Raw genomic sequence first — 17766 nt, 5'->3', positions numbered from 1 at the left:
TGCTTCTACCGTCCTGCCATTTCCACAATCACCGCGCCAACCGCGATGAGCGCCATCAACGCCGTGCGCCGCGGCCCCACTTTTTCGCCCAGCACCAGCCAGCCAATCAGGGCCGCAAACACCGTCGATGTCTCACGCAACACCGCTGCCTCGCCGACCTTGTCCAGCCGCGTCGCCAGCATGATCGAGCCAAAGGAGAAATAGGCAACAATCGCGCCAATAACACCCCTTTTCAGCAAAGGCACGATTTCGCTACCGGGCATCTTGCGCCAGCGCCGCGCGGTAAAGATCGGCATGAACCAACCGTCGATAAAGAAAAACCACGCCAGAAAGGTAAAAGGATCGGCCGTCGCGCGAATACCATAGGCGTCATAGGTGGTGTAAAGCGCCACGAAGGCCCCGGTCGCAATCGCAAGGCCGAGCGCGGGCACCATCGTTTCACGGTCCAGTGTGATCGTGCGCAGATTATAAAGCGCCAAGCCGTAGATCCCGGCCAACAACACGCCCACACCCGCCCATTGGCCCAGTGTGAAATGCTCGCCAAACACGATCCCGGCCCCGATCACTGCGAAAAGCGGCGCAGTGCCGCGCACCACAGGATAGACCACCGTATAGGCCCCGCGCGAATAGGTCATCGCCTGCAACAACTTGTAGCAGACATGGATCACGAAAACGGTGGCGAAAATCGCCCACATATAGGGCTCGGGCCACGGCACCACGAACAGCGCGAAGGGGGCCGCGATAATCCCATAGCTTGCGTCAATCGCCGCCCGGCTAAGCCACGGGTCATGGCGCCCCTTTTGTAGCGCGCCAAACAAGGCGTGTAAAAACGCGGCAAGCAGCGCCAACCCCAGCGCTAGATGGCGGCCCGTCTCGGTGCCAGAAACGGAAATGATCCAATCGCTCACAGCAGCGTCCTTATCGTCATCGCGTCAGGGGAGGGGGCGCTGCCCCCTCTGGCCAGTCGGCCATTCACCCCCGGGATATTTGGGTCAAGAGGAAGGCAAGAGTCCTCTCTTCCTCTTGACCCAAATATCCCGGGGTGAGGGCGTAGCCCGAGGGGCAGCGCCCCTTTTTTCAAGATATCAGCGTTCCAGCCCAACCAGTGCCTGAGCGAACTCTTCGGGATCGAAGGGTGCAAGATCGTCGATCTGCTCGCCCACCCCGATGGCATGGATGGGCAGGCCAAACCGGTCTGCCAAAGCCACCAGCACGCCGCCCTTGGCGGTGCCGTCGAGCTTGGTCATGACAAGGCCTGACACATCCGAAATCTTGCGAAACACATCGACTTGCTGCAGTGCGTTTTGCCCCGTCGTCGCATCCAGAACGAGGATCGTATTATGGGGCGCGCTTGGATCGCGCTTGCGGATCACGCGCACGATTTTGGCCAGTTCCTCCATCAGATCCGCGCGGTTTTGCAGCCGTCCGGCGGTGTCGATCATCAGCAGATCGGCGCCGTCTTCTTCGGCCTTTTTCATCGCGTCAAAAGCAAGGGAAGCGGGGTCAGATCCCTCGGGCGCGGTCAGAACCGGCACGCCCGCGCGCTCTCCCCAGACTTGTAGCTGTTCAACCGCCGCGGCGCGAAACGTATCGCCCGCCGCGATTACCACCTGTTTGCCAGCGGCGCGAAATTGCGAGGCCAGCTTGCCGATCGTCGTGGTCTTGCCCGAGCCATTGACGCCAACCACCAGCACGACCTGCGGTTTTTTGGGATAGATCGGTAGCGGTTTGGCCACCGGCTCCATGATGCGCGCGATCTCGGCGGCCAGAAGGCCCTTGATCTCAGGCACGGACAGCTTGCGCCCCATCCGCCCCTCGGCGAGGTTGGCCGTGACGCGCAACGCCGTATCAACGCCCATATCCGAGGTAATCAGCAACTCTTCAAGGCTTTCCAACATCGCATCGTCAAGCACCCGGCGTGGCGCATCGACTGTCGGCTCAGCGCCAAAAATGCGCCCCAATAGCCCCGGTTTTTTAGGGCTCGGATCAGGACGCGCGGGGGCGGGTTCAACATCCAGTGGCGCTTTGGCGATCTGCGCATTCTTGTCTTGAACCGGTTCGGTCACGGGCGCTGGCACATAGCCCGGCGCGGGAAAGGTCGGATCGGGCAGGTTTACGGTTTCAGACGCCTGCGGGTGGGTCGCCTCGGGGTCTGAGGGGGACGCGGTCGCCTCTTCCTCGGCGGCATTTTCAGCCACGATATCTTCCAGCCCTTGTTCAAGCTGGGAGGAGGATCGCGTTAGGCGGGATTTGAGCTTTTTGAAAAACGACATCGTGGCAGGCCTTTCGTTGCTTTCCACCTAATTCATCGCAGGCCCGGTGAAAAGAGGGGCCAATGCCAGCCCGATTGCAATCAGCGCTTGTCCCGACCAGTAAAACAGCCAAAGCGCGCGCGAGGCCAGACGCTTGCGCGCGCCCTCTTGCATCACAAATGTCTCGACCGACAGGATTGCATCCGACGTCACGAAAAGTACCACACCCAATGACAGCGCCGTCGCCTCGGGTGGCAGCCCCATCGCCGCAATCGCCATCGCAACGATTACCAGAATATAGCCGCGCACCGGCCAACGCAGCGCGCCGGTATGGGGCACGACCCAAATCTCGACCGCACCGGCAAGCATGACCATCACTGCTGTCGCGGGCCAGTTGGGCCACTGCGCGCCAAGCCCGATAAACGCCACCAGATAGGCCAGATGCCCAGCCGCAAAGGCCACCATTCCCGCAAGGAACGCGCCTTGTCCGGGGCGCGAAAGCGCAAAATCCCCCACCGCCCCCAGCGCCAGCCCGATCACGATCCAGCCGGGCATATGCAACATCAGCGCCAGCGGTACCAGACAGGCAACCGCGCTGGTCTTAATCGCGGTTTTGCGCCAGCTTGGCGTAGCACCCGCGAAGGAGATCAGGTAGAGCACGGCCAGCATCAGGGCTGCGGCAAACGGCAAAAGAAGGAATATGGTCATCGCGCTACAGGGACAGATTTTTTACGCCCCTGCAAGTCTTGCCGTAAAATGGCCGAAATCGGCGTTAAGATGACGAAAAAAACGCAGAGGCAGAGCAGAGGCGAACATGACGCAAGAGCCTGATTTGCAAAAAAATCTTGAGGCGATCCCTGAAGAGCGTGCGCGCTGGCGCGATCGCTTGCCCGGACCGTTGGCGACGCTGTTTGATCTCACCAATGTCACCCCCGAGGTCGATACCTTTGCCATCGTCACCTTCGCGCCGGTGCCGCTGTTGATCTTGGCCGCAATTTTTGGCGGCTGGCCGGCGTGGCTGGCGCTGATCTGGATTGCGTTGTTCATTTTCGCGCTTGATGAGATCGTCGCGCGCGCCGCCCCCGATGCGCCCGAGGGATCCGAATTTCCCGCCGCTGATACGCTGTCGATTGCCTTGGCGGGCGCGCATTTCGTCCTGTTGATCCTTGGGGTTGCGGCGCTGTCGGGCCATACCTTGCTGGAAGGTCCGTCTTGGGTCGCGGTGCTGCTGGCCTTTGGGCTGTTCTTTGGGCAAGTGTCCAATTCCAACGCCCATGAGTTGATCCACTGCCGCGACAAGCGTCTGTTTACGCTCGGGAAATGGGTTTACATTTCTCTGCTATACGGTCATCACAGCTCGGCCCATCGCCATGTGCATCACCGCTTTGTCGCCACGCCAGATGATCCAAATTCCGCCCAGCCGGGTGAGGGGTTTTGGTCTTTCGTGCCGCGCGCCTGGAGTGGCAGCTTCGTTGCGGGGCTAGAGATGGAGCGCAATCTGGCGCAGCGGCGGACCTTGCCGGAGGGCGCTGATTGGCGCAAGCGGCTGCGCGCGCGTATCGCAGCACTCGGCCCTTACCCGTCTTATGTTCTGGGCGCGCTGTGGTTTGTGCTGCTGTTTGGGGTGATCTTTGGGCTGCGCGGAGTGCTCGCCTATCTGTTGTTGTGCCTTTATGCGCAGTTGCAGCTGCTGCTGTCGGATTATGTGCAACATTACGGGCTTGAGCGGGCGCGCCGGGGCAATGGTAGCTACGAACCGGTGAGCCTGCGCCATAGCTGGGACGCGCCCCATCCGGTCTCCGCGCTGTGGATGCTGAATGCGCCGCGCCATTCCGATCACCACGCCCATCCGGGGCGCGAATATCCCGCGCTGCGTCTGGGCGATCTGGATGCGCCGCAGCGCCCGGTTCTGCCACGCAGCCTGCCCGCAATGGCCGCGCTGGCGCTGATCCCGCCTCTCTGGCGGCGCGTGATGGACAAGCGCGTGGCTGCGCTGAAGGCCGCTGAGAGGCGCGCTCAAGGCTAGGCAAGGGCTGCGCGATCTGACACTCTGGAGGCAATCTGACCCCGGAGACCCGATGCGCCGATTTCTTGTCCTGACCTGCCTTGCCGCGCTAACTGCCTTGCCCGTGATGGCCCAGCCCGCTGATCTGGGCGCGCCCCTCACGGCCGAGCAATTTGATGCCCGCACGCAGGGCCGCACGATCACCTATTCCGCGCAGGGCCAGCCCTACGGGGCCGAGCAATATAAGCCCGGCCACAAGGTTATCTGGGCTTTTACGCAAAGCGAATGCAAGGAAGGCGACTGGTTTCAAAGCGATGAGTATATCTGCTTTGATTACGGTGACTTCGTGCCGCTGCAATGCTGGACCTTTTACGACAGCCCGCAGGGGTTGGTTGCGAAATTCAAGGGCGATACCTCGGGCGCGCCGCTCATCAGTCTCAGCGAAAGCCATGATCCGCTAAGCTGTCAGGGGCCCGATCTGGGCGTTTAGAACAGGCTGCCCTGATCGGCTCCCGGATCGGATTTCTTCTTGGTCGGCTTGGGTTTGGCGGGCGACGCTGATGTGCCTCCCCCGCCGGGAATGACCGCCAAACGGCCATCGGAGAATTCAATCTCAAGGCCGGGTTGTTTGCCTGCAACGTCTGCGCTGGTCACCACGCCGTCCGGTCCACGCACCACGGCATAGCCGCGCTTGAGCGTCTCGGTATAGCCCAGCGTCTGGCGCATCCGGTCAAGCCGATCCAGCCGCTCGCGCAGCGCTTCGATCTTTGCTTGCGGCAAACGATCAAGCCGGGCAGAAAGGGCAGTCAGTTGCGCGCCCCCCTCGCGATTGCGGCGTTGCGCCTCTGTTATCATCCGCGCATTTGCTGCCTGCAACCGACGCGCCAACATATCCAGATCACTTTGCGCGCGGCGCAGCCGCGCGCCCGGGGCGGGCCGCAAGCGGCCCGCAAACCCCTCCAAGCGGCGCGATTCATTTGCCATGAACTGACGCAGAAGGCGCGGCTCGATCCGCGCCGATAGCGGGGCAAACCGCGTGCCCTTGCGCAGCACCAGCGTGCGCAGCGCAGGCCCCAGCCGATCCGCCCACATATCGAAGCGCTGCCGCGCTGGTTGGGTTAGCGTCTCGGGGCGGCCCAAACCGCGCGACAGATCGCGCAGCCGTTGATCGCGCTGCTCCAGCCGCCCGCGCGCCGCGCGCCCCATGCGCGCCTGCGCCTCGGCCAGCCAGCTTGCCAGCTCGGCGCGCACGGGCACCGCCATCTCGGCGGCTGCCGTCGGCGTGGGGGCTCGGCGATCCGAGGCATAGTCAATCAGCGTCGTGTCGGTCTCATGGCCCACCGCCGAGATCAGCGGAATCTCACTGTCAAAGGCGGCGCGCACCACCGCCTCTTCGTTGAACCCCCAGAGATCCTCGATCGAGCCGCCACCGCGCGCCACGATGATCAGATCGGGTCGCGGGATCGGCCCGCCCGGCTTCATCGCGTTAAACCCACGGATCGCGCGGGCCACTTCGGGCGCACAGGCTTGCCCCTGCACCGCCACCGGCCAGATCAGCACATGGCGCGGAAACCGCTCGCGCAGCCGGTGCAGAATATCGCGGATTACTGCCCCAGACGGTGAGGTCACGACGCCAATCACCTGCGGCAACCACGGGATCGCGCGTTTATGGGCGGCATCAAACAGCCCTTCGCCCGCCAGTTGCTTGCGCCGCGCCTCTAGCATCGCCATCAGCGCGCCCGCCCCGGCGGGTTCGACCTCATCCACGATCAGCTGATATTTCGACTGGCCCGGAAAGGTGGTCAGCTTGCCTGTCGCGATCACCTCCATGCCCTCTTCGGGACGCACGGCCATCTTGGCGACCTGGCCTTTCCAAGACACCGCCGCGATCACCGAGCGATCATCCTTGAGGTCGAAATACATATGCCCCGAGCGCGGCATCGAAACCCGCCCGACCTCGCCGCGCACCCGCACACGGCCAAATTCGCCCTCAATCACGCGTTTGACCGCCCCCGAAATCTCGGAAACGGTGTAATCATGCGCGTTCGAGCCGCTCTCGTCGTCCAAAAGGTCCATTCGCCAGCCTTGCCTCACTCTTGCGCCCAGCTTAGAAGGCGCAAACGGCAAGGCCAAGGGGGCGTGTGATGAACATTTTGGTTCTGGGCGGCGGCGGGCGCGAACATGCGCTGGCTTGGGCGATCAAGCAAAACCCGAAATGCGATCGGCTGATCGTCGCGCCGGGCAATGCGGGCATCGCGCAGATCGCCGATTGCGCGGCGATCGACCCGAGTGACACAGCGGCCGTTCTGGAACTGTGCGAGGCCAATGCGATCGATTTCGTCGTGATCGGCCCCGAGGCCCCGCTGGCCGCTGGCGTCGCCGATGCGTTGCGCGATCAGGGCTATCTGACCTTCGGCCCTTCGGCCGAGGCTGCCAGACTTGAGGCCTCCAAGGCCTTCACCAAGGAAATCTGCGATGCCTGCGACGCACCGACGGCGGGTTATGCGCGGTTTAGCGATGCGCAAGCGGCTAAGGAATATGTGCGCCAGCAAGGCGCGCCCATCGTGATCAAGGCCGATGGTCTGGCGGCGGGCAAAGGCGTGATCATGGGCATGACGCTTGATGAGGCGCTGGACGGTATCGACGAGATTTTCGGGGGCGCGTTCGGCGATGCGGGCACCGAGGTGGTGATCGAGGAATTCATGGAGGGCGAGGAGGCCTCGCTGTTCATCCTGTGCGATGGCACCGATATTTTGCCCATTGGCGGCGCGCAAGATCACAAGCGCGTCGGCGAGGGCGATACCGGCCCCAATACTGGCGGCATGGGCGCCTATTCGCCCGCCCCCGTGCTGACGCCCGAGATCGAAGAAAAGGCGCTCGCCGAAATCGTGCGCCCCACCGTGGCCGAGATGGCGCGACGGGGCACGCCGTTTCAGGGGGTGCTGTATGCCGGGCTGATGATCAAGGACGGCCAGCCGCGGCTGGTGGAATATAACGTGCGCTTTGGTGATCCGGAATGTCAGGTGCTGATGCTGCGCCTTGGCGCGCAAGTGCTTGATTTGCTGCTAGCCTGCGCCGAGGGGCGGCTGGGAGAGATGCGCGCGCAATGGGCCCCCGATCACGCGATCACGGTGGTGATGGCCGCGCAGGGCTATCCCGGCGCGTATCAGAAAGGCTCTGAGATCAGCGGGCTTGACGCCTTGCCCGGGGACAGCTTTCACATGGTGTTTCACGCGGGCACCAGCAGCAAAGACGGGCAAATTCTGGCCAATGGCGGGCGGGTTTTGAACGTCACCGCGCGTGGGACCAGCCTGCAAGAGGCGCGCGATCGGGCTTACGCGATGGTCGATGCGATTGACTGGCCCGAGGGCTTTGTACGCCGCGATATTGGCTGGCGCGCGCTATAAGATAGCCACGCGGGGTCAGGCCCAAATTCCGACCCTTCGGTCTGGTTGGAGTGCGTTAATGCAATATGCGCCCGAGGCACGACAGCCAGTTGCCGCGTGCCAGCTTGACCAGCAGCTCTGCATCATAGCCATGACGCGCCAACGCCGACAAAAACGCCTGCACGCCGGTCACATCACCGATCAGATCGGGAATGATGCAGCCGTCAAAGTCTGAGCCAAGGGCGACATGGTCTTCGCCAAGCTGCGCGATCAGATAATCCATGTGGCGCAGCAATACGTCCCATCCCATGTCCGAGCGGGCCCGACCATCGGCGTTGAGATAGAAGGTCGCGTAATTGAACCCCACCAGCCCACCGCTGTCGCGGATTTGGTGCAACTGGCGATCGGTCAGATTGCGGGGTGAGGCCGCCTGCGCGAAAGCGTTGGAATGGCTCGCCACAAGGGGCGCGTTCGAAAGGGCGGCGACATCGTTGAACCCGGCTGCGTTCATGTGCGACAGGTCGATCACGATGCCCAGATCGTTGCACAGACGCACAAGATCTTTGCCCTTTTCCGTCAGGCCGGGGCCAATGTCGGGCGTGCCGGGAAACGCCATTGGTACGCCATGGCCAAAGATCGTCGGGCGGCTCCAGACCGGCCCAAGCGAGCGCAACCCGATGTCGTGAAACAGATAAAGCGCATCAAGATCGGGGCCGATCGCCTCGGCGCCTTCCATGTGCATCACGCCTGCGATCACATTCTGCGCCATCGCCGCCGCGATATCTGACATCGAGCGGCACAGCTTGAAATCTTGCGGTGCGGCGCGTTCCATCCACTGCAGTAAACCCGCCATCCTGAGCGCAATCGGCTGGGCCACATCATGGGTCATCAGAGGCGGCATCGGCAAGTCATAGGGAGGATTGGCCATCAAAGCCCCGAAATCGGGCGGGGGACCTTTGGATTGCGGTGGCACGAAAATCGCAAACAGCCCCCCCGCAAACCCGCCCGCTTTCATGCGCTTGAGGTCAAGATGCCCCTTGCCGCCCGAGCCGAGCCACGTCTCTTCGCGCGGCGCTGGCGACATCATCAGGCGCAGCAGGAAATCGTTATGCCCATCGAAAAAGGGGATCAGGTCGGTCATGGTTGTGTCCTTGCGACAGGGGCGCTTTCTGAGATCAAAAAGGCCTCGACCTCTTGCAGCAGGGCAGAGCAATCTGCGTCGACGATGCCAAGATGCGCGAACTGGGTGACGATGTTTTCCAGATAGGCTTTGCTCGTGCCAAGAAAGCCCGCGCCATGCGCGATAAGGCGGACTTGATCGGAGCGGCTCAGATCGGCGTCGATCACATCGGCGCAATGATCGGCCACGAAGGTCAGCGCGCGCCCGGGTTTGCCGTCGATCTGCGCGGTGACGAAAACGGGCAAATACCCCGGCCCAATCATTTCGCGACGCCATAAGATTTCCGTTTCGCGCTCCACGTCTTGGGCCGAGATGCGAAAGACCAGCCCCGCGCAGCCATCGCCCTGATCCAGTGCCGCCATCAGCCCGGGGCTGTCCTTTGTGCCCCGCCCGCCATTGTCGTCGACCAAGATAAACCGCCGGGCGAAATCTGGCACATAGGCGCGGCGCACATCACTAAAGCTCAGCGCCGGATCCCACATCAGCGAACCATAGGCGAAGACCCAAAGATCGTCGGGGCCGTAATCTGCAAGGCAGCGACGGCGTGTGTCTTCGCGGGCCTCGTCGGAATAAACCCATTCCATAACGCTCGCCAGTTCGGGATGCATTTTGAGCACGGAGTCGACGCTGAAATCGCGAAAGAACGAGGTCAGCGGGTCCTCGATCTTGCCGCGCAATTCGGGATGGTGGGCGAAGGGATCAGTCTTGTGGTCCACGGGTCGGCTCCTTTTTCTGCTGCCGCGCCCAACCCTCAGATTTATGCAGATCGCGATGCCGGATCCCTGTTTTGCCGTCTGGGCCCGCCTGCTGCGCAGGCGGAGCGACCGACAATCCACTTGCGCACAGGGAATTTGCGCGCGTGCGAGGCAGGTCTCACACGCAGGAAAACCGGATGCACTCAAGCGCCATCATTTCTTGTTGCGCGCGGACTTTTCTTCTTTGGTGAGTTTGTTGTTCCAGGCGTTGTTGCTCAAACCCAATTCGTTTGGAAGGGGTTTGGTTTTGCCAATCTTGACCTCACCGCCCTTGTTCAGGAATTCCTGAATAAGCGCATCATCCGTGGTTTCTTTAGGGACATGTTTCATGGACATAAACCTACCTGATCCGCCCTGTTCTTGTCACGCATCATCTGCCGAGGGTGGGCACGCGCCAAAGGGGCGGCTTGGTCGGTCTTTGATGTGACGGATCGCCCGAGTGTTTCGCGATGCCGCGAACCTTGCGTGAAACGGTCCGCTTTGAGAGCGGCGCGCTGTGTCAGGGAATGCGTGCAATCATCGGCATCGATCTGAGAAGGCCACCGAACCCCAGCATTTCGCCAAGACAACGATGCGCGCCCGCCGCTCAAGGGCCTGCTCGGTGAAGTGCAACAGTGCTTCTGCCGCGGCCTCAAATTCGTCGTGACTCGTCAGGTCATAGAGGATTCTCAGACAACGGTTCGGCGCATCGACCCTGCTGGGCAAACCAGCGGCCGTTCATCAACGGGAAGCCCAAGCACGGTGGTAACCATCTTGGCGGGCAAGCGCGATGCATACAGGTCGAGACAATCGAACGCCTCGCCGCGCGGAAGATCGGCGACCACATGGTCTGCAACGGCACGCACCTGATCGCGCTTGGTGCGTATAGAAGGGGGGAGCGAAGGGCCTTGGTGAAAGGATCGCGCAGGCGCTGATATGCGGCGCCGCTTGACAGCTGCATCAACCTCGGATCACTCGACAGTTGCGTGACATTGGTGGCCCGCAAGGCAACGACGCGCATGGGCGCTGCGATGGGACCTTTCGTGCTGGACACGCAAAACGGGCCGAAGGTTTCCCCTCGGCCCGTCAAATCCTGTCACAACGGCTTAGCGCTTGGACACGTCCACATAATCACGCGTCGTCGCGCCGGTATAAAGCTGACGCGGGCGACCGATTTTATTGGTCGGATCCTCGATCATCTCTTTCCACTGCGAGATCCAGCCGACGGTGCGCGACAGCGCGAAGATCGGGGTGAACATCGAGGTCGGGAAGCCCATCGCCTCAAGGATAATCCCCGAGTAGAAATCGACGTTGGGATAGAGCTTTTTCTCAACGAAATAGGGATCTTCCAGCGCGATCCGCTCCAGTTCCTTGGCAACCTGAAGCGTCTCGTTATCATGCACGCCCAGCAGATCAAGCACCTCGTCAGCGCTTTCCTTCATCACCTTGGCGCGCGGGTCGAAGTTCTTATACACCCGGTGGCCAAAGCCCATCAGACGGAAGGGATCATCCTTGTCCTTGGCGCGTGCGATATATTCGGGGATTTTATCCACGGTGCCGATTTCGCGCAGCATTTCAAGGCAGGCTTGGTTTGCGCCGCCATGCGCGGGCCCCCAAAGACAGGCGATACCGGCTGCGATACAGGCAAACGGGTTGGCACCCGAAGACCCGGCCAGACGCACGGTCGAGGTCGAGGCGTTCTGCTCGTGATCGGCATGCAGCGTAAAGATCCGGTCCATCGCCTTGGCCAGCGCCGGTTCAACTTTGTAAGGCTCGGCAGGCACCGAGAAACACATGTTGAGGAAGTTCTCAGCATAGCCCAGATCGTTGCGCGGATAGACGAAGGGCTGACCGATCGAATACTTATACGCCATTGCGGCGATCGTCGGCAGTTTTGCGATCAGGCGCATCGAGGCCACTTCGCGCTGCCACGGATCGTTGATATCAAGGCTGTCGTGGTAGAAGGCCGACATCGCGCCAACCACACCCACCATCGTGGCCATCGGGTGGCTGTCACGGCGGAACCCGCGGAAGAAATTGTGCATCTGCTCGTGCACCATCGTGTGACGGGTGATGCGATATTCGAAATCTTCAAGCTCGGTTTTGTTGGGCAATTCGCCGTTCAAAAGCAGATAGCAGACCTCAAGATAATGCGATTTCTCGGCAAGTTGGTCGATCGGATAGCCACGATACAGCAGTTCGCCCTTGTCACCGTCGATAAAGGTGATCGAGCTTTCGCACGAGGCGGTCGAGGTGAAGCCGGGGTCATAGGTGAACACGTCAGCTTGCGCATAAAGCTTGCGAATGTCGACCACGTCGGGGCCGGCAGAGGGCGACAACACTGGCAGTTCATAGGTCTCCCCATGCAGCGTTAGCGTGGCAGTCTTTGAGGTCTCAGCCATGTATCTTCCCTTTCAATCGTCCGGCTGGGCCGCGCCGGTCTGAGGCGTCCGGGTATCGGCCCGGGTAGGGCGGCCAGGCCTCAGGCCGCCTTGTCGCTTAGTCTCGCCAAGGTCTCCTCTTGGCCAAGAACAAGCATCATCTCGAATACGCTGGGGGTGGCGGCACGTCCGGCGAGGGCTGCGCGCATCGGGGCTGCGATCTTTCCCAGACCAAGCCCGTGGGCGCTGGCGACTTCTCCAACGGCTGCCTCCAGTTCTTCCCGCGACCAATTAGCGCGTTGCAGCACGAAGGTCAATTCTCTCAGTATACCACGGGATACATCATCAAGCGCTTTCGCGGCTTTCTCCTCAACCTCGATCGGCCGGGATGTCAGCGCAAAATGTGCCTTTTCAAGAAGTTGCGGCAGGATTTTCGCGCTTCCCTTGACGACGGGCAGGGCCGCCAACAGCGCCTCACGCTGCGTCGGGTCGAGGGATTTTTTTTCTGCGGCTGCGAGATAGCTGTCGATTTCGCTTAGTAATTGGGCATCCGGCGAGATCGCGATGTGTTGACCGCAAATATTCTCAAGCTTCTTGAAATCCAGCCGCGAGGGCGACTTGCCGATCCCGCCCAGATCGAACCATTGCTTGGCCTGTTCGTCGCTGAAAAATTCGTCATCGCCATGGCTCCAGCCCAGCCGCGCGAGGTAGTTGCGCATGCCGGATGCCGGGTAGCCCATTGCTTGATACTGCTCCAAGCCCACCGCGCCGTGGCGCTTGGACAGCTTCTTGCCATCGGGGCCGTGGATCAATGGAATATGGGCGAAAACGGGCACGTCCCAGCCCATTGCCTGATAGACTTGAATTTGGCGTGCGGCATTGGTCAGGTGGTCATCCCCCCGGATCACATGGGTCACGCCCATATCATGATCATCCACGACGACGGCCAACATGTAGGTGGGTGTGCCATCGGAACGTAAACAAATCATGTCATCGAGCTGATCATTGCGGATCGTGACATCTCCTTGCACAGCATCCTTGATCACCGTGGCGCCCTCACGCGGGGCCTTGAGGCGGATCACGAAGGGCGCGTCGGGGTAGGTGGCGGGATCGGCGTCGCGCCAAGGGCTTTGATACAGGGTTGAACGTCCCTCGGCCCGCGCGGTCTCCCGAAATTCGGCAATTTCTTCCTGGCTGGCAAAGCATTTATAGGCCCGACTGGTGGCAAGCATCTCATGGGCCACCTCGGCATGACGCGCAACGCCTGCAGCTTGGCTGACCACCTCGCCGTCGTAATCCAGCCCCAGCCAATCGAGCCCCTGCAGAATCGCCGCTGTCGCCTCGGGGGTGGAGCGTTCGCGATCCGTGTCCTCGATGCGCAGCAGGAATTTTCCGCCATGGCCGCGCGCAAACAGCCAGTTGAACAATGCCGTGCGCGCCCCGCCGATATGCAGATAGCCAGTGGGCGAGGGGGCAAAGCGGGTGACGATCTGCGAGGGGGAGAGCTGATCCGACATCTGGGGCCTTTCTACCGCGCGGCTTCGGGCGCGCGTTAACTTTTTGGAAACCATAAAGCGCTTAGGCTTTCTCGGTTGGATGCATAAGCAGGGACGGGGCGCAAGACAAGCGTGGCTTGGCAAGGGATCGGATCGAGCCCCCGTGAGGGGGCGATGACGCGGCCACGCGCGGGGCGTTTGCTCGGGGCGCTGGGGCGAGTTCTGCTTGGCGGATTGGCGGACCCGGCGCTTGCGCTGACGCGGGCTCGTGCGCGGCTTTTCTTATGGGTTCCTGTGGCGCTGTCGCTGGGCATCGGGGCCTATTTCGCTGCCCCCGCAGAGCCCGGCCCATCAAGCTACGCGGTGGCAACGATTGCCGCGGTCATCGCCAGTTGGCTTTGGCTGCGCGGGGCAGACTGGGCGCGCTTTGGCGCAGCAATCATTGCCCTGGCCTGCGCGGGGTTCTTGCTGGCGGGGGCGCGCGCGCATGCGGTGGCGGCCCCGGTTCTAAGCTATCGCTATTACGGGCCCGTCGAGGGGCGTGTGATCGGGATCGATCGCGCTGCGTCGGATAAGCTGCGCATCACGCTCGATCAGGTGCGCATCGACGCGCGCACCCAGCCCAAGCGCGTGCGCATCGCGCTGGGCGATATGGGGGACAGTGATGTGCCCCCGCCCGGCAGTTTCGTGATGACCACCGCCCATCTGATGCCCCCGCCGCCGCCTGCCGCGCCGGGTGCCTATGATTTTCGCCGCGCTGCGTGGTTTAACGGGCTGGGCGCAATTGGCTATACCAGCGTGCCCGTTCTGCGCGCGGCCCCGCCTGCGCGCAGCGATCTTGGCCTTAGCGCGCATCGCGCCCGCCGTGCGTTATCGCAAGCCATTCAAGCGCGTATTCCCGGCCAGCCGGGCGCGATTGCCGCGGCACTGCTGACGGGGGATCGCTCGGGTCTGAGTGAGGCCACGCGCGAGGCGATGCGGCGTTCCAACCTCGCGCATCTGATCGCGATTTCAGGGCTGCATATGGGGCTGTTGGCGGGGTTCGTCTTTGCGCTGGTGCGCTATGGGCTGGCGCTCTGGGGCAATCGCGCGCTGGTCTGGCCGGTCAAAAAGATCGCCGCTATCGTCGCGCTCCTCGCCGCCACCGGCTATTTTTGGCTGTCCGGTGCTGCCGTGTCGACCCAACGCGCGTGGATCATGGTGACGGTGATGCTGCTGGCGGTGTTGATTGATCGGCGTGCGCTCAGCCTGCGCACGGTCGCGCTGGCGGCCACGGTGCTGCTGATCTGGCACCCCGAAAGCCTGATCGCTCCCGGGTTTCAGATGTCATTTGCTGCCACCACCGCGCTGATTGTCGCGCTGAGCCCATGGGCCCGTGTGGCGCGCCACATTCCCCGCTTGCTGCGCCCGCTGGCAATGCTGATTGCGACCTCGGTGATCGCAGGGGCCGCCACCGCGCCCATCGTGGCCGCACAATTCCACCGCTTGTCGGAATATGGCGTCTTCGCCAACCTTCTGGCGGTGCCAGCAATGGGCATGGTGGTGATGCCCGCAGGTGTCATTGCGGCGATCCTGTCGCTTATCGGACTGTCGGCACCTGCCCTTTGGGTGATGGGGCTTGGCACGCGCTGGATTCTTGCGGTGGCCGATTATTTCGCGACGATTGAGGGCGCGGTGGTTCCCGTCACGCAGCCCGGGCCATGGGTGATCCCGTTGCTGTGTTTGGGGGCGCTCGGGGCGGTCTTAATGCGCGGGGCAGGGCGCAGCTTGGCCATCCTTCTCATCGCGCTCAGCGGCGTTTTATGGCTGCGCGCCCCCCAAGCCCGACCCGCGCTTTTGATTGCGCCCGAGGGCGAACTGGTTGGCTTGATGACCTCGCAAGGCCGCGCCCTCTCCAAGCCTGCGGCCAAATTTGTCGGCGCGCGCTGGCTGGAGGCCGACGGCGATTCCGCGACTGCTGCGATCGGGGCCAAAAGAGCCGCTTTCAGCGGCCCCAATAACGCGCGAGAGGCACGTTTCGCCGGGCGAAAACTGATCCATCTAAGTGGGAAAAGTGCGCTCTCGAAGCTTGACACAGCCTGTCGCGATAACGCGCTGATCGTGATCAACGCGCGCGTGAAATCCGCGCCGAAAGGCTGCGACCTATGGGATCAAATTCGGTTGCGCAAAACGGGAGCAATCGCATTGGATGGCCAAGGCGAAGTGATGGCCCAAGCGCGCCCCGGCCCCCGTTTGTGGAGCCGCTAGGTTTCATCTAGCCATAAATACTCATGATCCGACCGCGCAGTCCGGGCGCGAAGCATACAAAAAGGGCGCCCGACAGAGGACGCCCCTAAACCCGGTGCCGATGCGTATCAGTAACTCCGGATCAGCCCGACAAGCCGCCCTTGAACCTTGACCTGATCGTCGCGCAACAGCCGCGTCTCATAGGCCGGGTTGGCGGCCTCCAACGCGATCATCCCGTTGCGGCGATAAAACCGCTTGAGCGTCGCCTCATGGCTGTCCACGAGCGCCACAACGATATCGCCATTCTCTGCCGTTCCGGTTTCGCGGATCACGACGATGTCGCCATCGTTGATCCCAGCCTCGATCATCGAATCGCCTTTGACTTCCAGTGCGTAATGCTCGCCACGCCCGGACACCATCGCGCCGGGCACAGCCACGTGATGGGAGACTTCCGAGATCGCCTCAATCGGGACACCGGCTGCAATGCGGCCCATGACGGGCAATTCCAGCGCATGCACCGCCTCGACAGTCATCGCATTACGCGGAGGATCGACCTTATCGCCCTCAATCACCTTGGGTCTAAACCCAGACGGTGCGCCGAGCTTTTTCTCTAACACATCGGGCAGTTTCACGATTTCAATCGCGCGCGCGCGATGTGCCAAACGCCGGATAAAGCCACGTTCCTCAAGCGCCGTAATCAAGCGATGAATGCCGGATTTGGAGCGCAGATCCAGCGCATCCTTCATCTCATCGAACGAAGGCGGAACCCCGTCGCGGTTCATCCGCTTTTGAATGAATTCAAGCAATTCCAACTGTTTACGCGTCAGCATGTTCACCTCTTTGACATGGCTCTCGGCAAGCGTTCAGGTTATGTTCTAGCCCCGGTCGCGCGCCGTGTCAACGTGTTCTAGCTGTCGCGCTTAATCGAGTCGCAAGATATTGACCCGCGCACCGGCACGGCGCGCCACATCATCCTTCGGACGGATAAGCAAGCAATCCGCCGTCGCCAGCACACCAAGAAGGGCGGAGTCTTGAGCCGCGAATGGCGTCACGCGGGGCAGCGGGTCACCGGGGCTCAGCGTGGCGCGCATGTAATGGGTGCGCGCGCCGGTGGGGGCAACATCGGTGGCCAGTTCAGCGGGCTCGATGCGCGGGGCAGGGTCGAGCCCTTGCAATTTTGCCAGCATCGGGCGCAGGAACAGCTCGGCGCAAACGGTGGCCGAGACCGGGTTTCCCGGCAGGCCCAGCATCGCAGCATCGCCCATCTTGCCTGCCATCAGCGGCTTGCCCGGGCGCATCGCGATCTTCCAGAAGGCACGCTCCAGCCCCAGTTCGCCCGCGACCTCGCCCACCAGATCATGCGCGCCAACCGAGGCCCCGCCCGAGGTCACCACCAGATCGGCGCCCTTGGCGAGATCAAACACCTCGCGCAAAGACTCGCGATCATCGCGCGCAATCGGCAACAGACGCACGCGCGCGCCGGCAGACTCGGCCAAGGCAGTGACGATGAAGCTGTTGGAGCAGATGATCTGATCAGGGCCAGGCGTTTCGCCGGGCATCACCAGTTCGTCGCCGGTCGCGATCACCGCGACTTCGGGGCGGCGATAGACGCTCAGCTCGGAGACGTTCATCGAGGCCAGCAGCCCCAGATCACGCGCACTCAGCGGGCGCTTCGGGTGAAAGCTGTCGCCGCGTTTGAAGTCTTGTCCCTCGGGGCGGATATTGCCATGGGTTTCAAGGTCTTGCGCCAGCGTGATCGTGTCATCCTCGCGGACAACATGTTCTTGCAGCACGACGACGCCATCGGGGCCGGGCACCGGCGCACCGGTAAAGATGCGCACGGCCTGACCGGGGGCCAGCGGCCCCTGATAGCTACGCCCGGCGGCGGCTTCGCCCTCGACCCGCAGGCGCGCGCCGGGGCGGTGATCGGCGGCGGCAATCCAGTAGCCATCCATAGCCGAGGCGGAAAACGGCGGTTGGGTCAGCTGCGCCTGTGCGGGCGCGGCCATCACCCGGCCACGCGCCTCACGCAGCGCCACGGTTTCGCACCCCAGCGGGGCGACCAATGCAAGAACTTTCTCCAGCGCCTCTTCAACTGACAGCATA

At 62.3% G+C, this 17766-nt stretch carries 15 protein-coding genes; 4 read left to right on the top strand and 11 right to left on the bottom strand.

Translation table 11 applies throughout. From position 1 onward, the window contains the following. Positions 1-5: 5 nt before the first annotated feature. From QZ571_RS06760 to QZ571_RS06750, 3 genes are all read right to left on the bottom strand, one after another. Positions 6-908, bottom strand: a complete 903-nt coding sequence (locus tag QZ571_RS06760) for a DMT family transporter (RefSeq protein ID WP_295532952.1) — start codon at positions 906-908, stop codon at positions 6-8. A 177-nt stretch (positions 909-1085) separates the two neighbouring features. Then, positions 1086-2273, bottom strand: coding sequence for a signal recognition particle-docking protein FtsY (gene ftsY, locus QZ571_RS06755; RefSeq protein WP_295532951.1), 1188 nt, complete (start codon positions 2271-2273; stop codon positions 1086-1088). Positions 2274-2300: 27 nt separating this feature from the next. Next, the gene (locus tag QZ571_RS06750) at positions 2301-2960 is read right to left on the bottom strand and encodes a lysoplasmalogenase (protein ID WP_295532950.1); all 660 of its coding nucleotides are present in this window, start codon (positions 2958-2960) and stop codon (positions 2301-2303) included. A 106-nt stretch (positions 2961-3066) separates the two neighbouring features. On the opposite strand from QZ571_RS06750, the gene QZ571_RS06745 reads away from it, so the two are divergent. Both QZ571_RS06745 and QZ571_RS06740 read left to right on the top strand, forming a co-directional pair. Then, entirely contained in the window at positions 3067-4278 is a 1212-nt protein-coding gene (locus QZ571_RS06745; RefSeq protein ID WP_295532949.1) for an alkane 1-monooxygenase, read from the top strand. Between the two features lie 52 nt (positions 4279-4330). After that, the gene (locus tag QZ571_RS06740; RefSeq protein ID WP_295532948.1) at positions 4331-4747 is read left to right on the top strand and encodes a hypothetical protein; all 417 of its coding nucleotides are present in this window, start codon (positions 4331-4333) and stop codon (positions 4745-4747) included. On the opposite strand, the gene xseA is transcribed toward QZ571_RS06740, so the two are convergent. Beyond that, positions 4744-6333: an exodeoxyribonuclease VII large subunit gene (gene xseA, locus QZ571_RS06735; RefSeq protein WP_295532947.1), complete on the bottom strand. Its 1590-nt coding sequence runs from the start codon at positions 6331-6333 to the stop codon at positions 4744-4746. The two genes, QZ571_RS06740 and xseA, sit on opposite strands and share 4 nt — an antisense overlap. Before the next feature lie 68 nt (positions 6334-6401). Between xseA and purD the strand changes: the two genes are divergently transcribed. Further along, the gene (purD, locus tag QZ571_RS06730) at positions 6402-7664 is read left to right on the top strand and encodes a phosphoribosylamine--glycine ligase (RefSeq protein WP_295532946.1); all 1263 of its coding nucleotides are present in this window, start codon (positions 6402-6404) and stop codon (positions 7662-7664) included. Positions 7665-7719: 55 nt separating this feature from the next. On the opposite strand, the gene QZ571_RS06725 is transcribed toward purD, so the two are convergent. The 5 genes from QZ571_RS06725 to gltX form a co-directional block, all read right to left on the bottom strand. Then, positions 7720-8784, bottom strand: a complete 1065-nt coding sequence (locus tag QZ571_RS06725) for a dipeptidase (RefSeq protein WP_295532945.1) — start codon at positions 8782-8784, stop codon at positions 7720-7722. Then, a complete protein-coding gene (locus QZ571_RS06720) occupies positions 8781-9539 on the bottom strand; it encodes a gamma-glutamylcyclotransferase (protein WP_295532944.1) in 759 nt (252 codons plus the stop codon). The genes QZ571_RS06725 and QZ571_RS06720 overlap by 4 nt, the downstream gene beginning before the upstream one ends. A 192-nt stretch (positions 9540-9731) precedes the next feature. Beyond that, positions 9732-9914: a hypothetical protein gene (locus QZ571_RS06715; protein WP_295532974.1), complete on the bottom strand. Its 183-nt coding sequence runs from the start codon at positions 9912-9914 to the stop codon at positions 9732-9734. A gap of 749 nt (positions 9915-10663) precedes the next feature. Next, positions 10664-11959, bottom strand: a complete 1296-nt coding sequence (gene gltA, locus QZ571_RS06710) for a citrate synthase (RefSeq protein ID WP_295532943.1) — start codon at positions 11957-11959, stop codon at positions 10664-10666. Between the two features lie 80 nt (positions 11960-12039). After that, positions 12040-13455: a glutamate--tRNA ligase gene (gene gltX / locus QZ571_RS06705; RefSeq protein ID WP_295532942.1), complete on the bottom strand. Its 1416-nt coding sequence runs from the start codon at positions 13453-13455 to the stop codon at positions 12040-12042. 153 nt (positions 13456-13608) lie between these two features. Between gltX and QZ571_RS06700 the strand changes: the two genes are divergently transcribed. Beyond that, positions 13609-15681 carry a ComEC/Rec2 family competence protein gene (locus tag QZ571_RS06700; protein WP_295532941.1) on the top strand — a complete coding sequence of 691 codons (2073 nt, stop codon included), beginning with the start codon at positions 13609-13611 and terminating at the stop codon, positions 15679-15681. A gap of 107 nt (positions 15682-15788) precedes the next feature. Here QZ571_RS06700 and lexA read toward each other — a convergent pair whose 3' ends face one another. Both lexA and glp read right to left on the bottom strand, forming a co-directional pair. Continuing rightward, on the bottom strand, positions 15789-16490 hold the full coding sequence (gene lexA, locus QZ571_RS06695; RefSeq protein WP_295532940.1) for a transcriptional repressor LexA: 702 nt from the start codon (positions 16488-16490) through the stop codon (positions 15789-15791). A gap of 90 nt (positions 16491-16580) precedes the next feature. Continuing rightward, positions 16581-17765 (bottom strand): gephyrin-like molybdotransferase Glp, encoded by a 1185-nt coding sequence (glp, locus tag QZ571_RS06690; RefSeq protein WP_295532939.1) that lies wholly within the window; start codon positions 17763-17765, stop codon positions 16581-16583. Position 17766: the final 1 nt, after the last annotated feature.

Source organism: uncultured Thioclava sp., from assembly GCF_913064665.1.
Taxonomy (GTDB): Bacteria; Pseudomonadota; Alphaproteobacteria; order Rhodobacterales; family Rhodobacteraceae; genus Thioclava; species Thioclava arctica.
The sequence above is the reverse complement of the archived record's forward strand: the minus strand, read 5'-3'. Positions and strand labels throughout refer to the sequence as shown.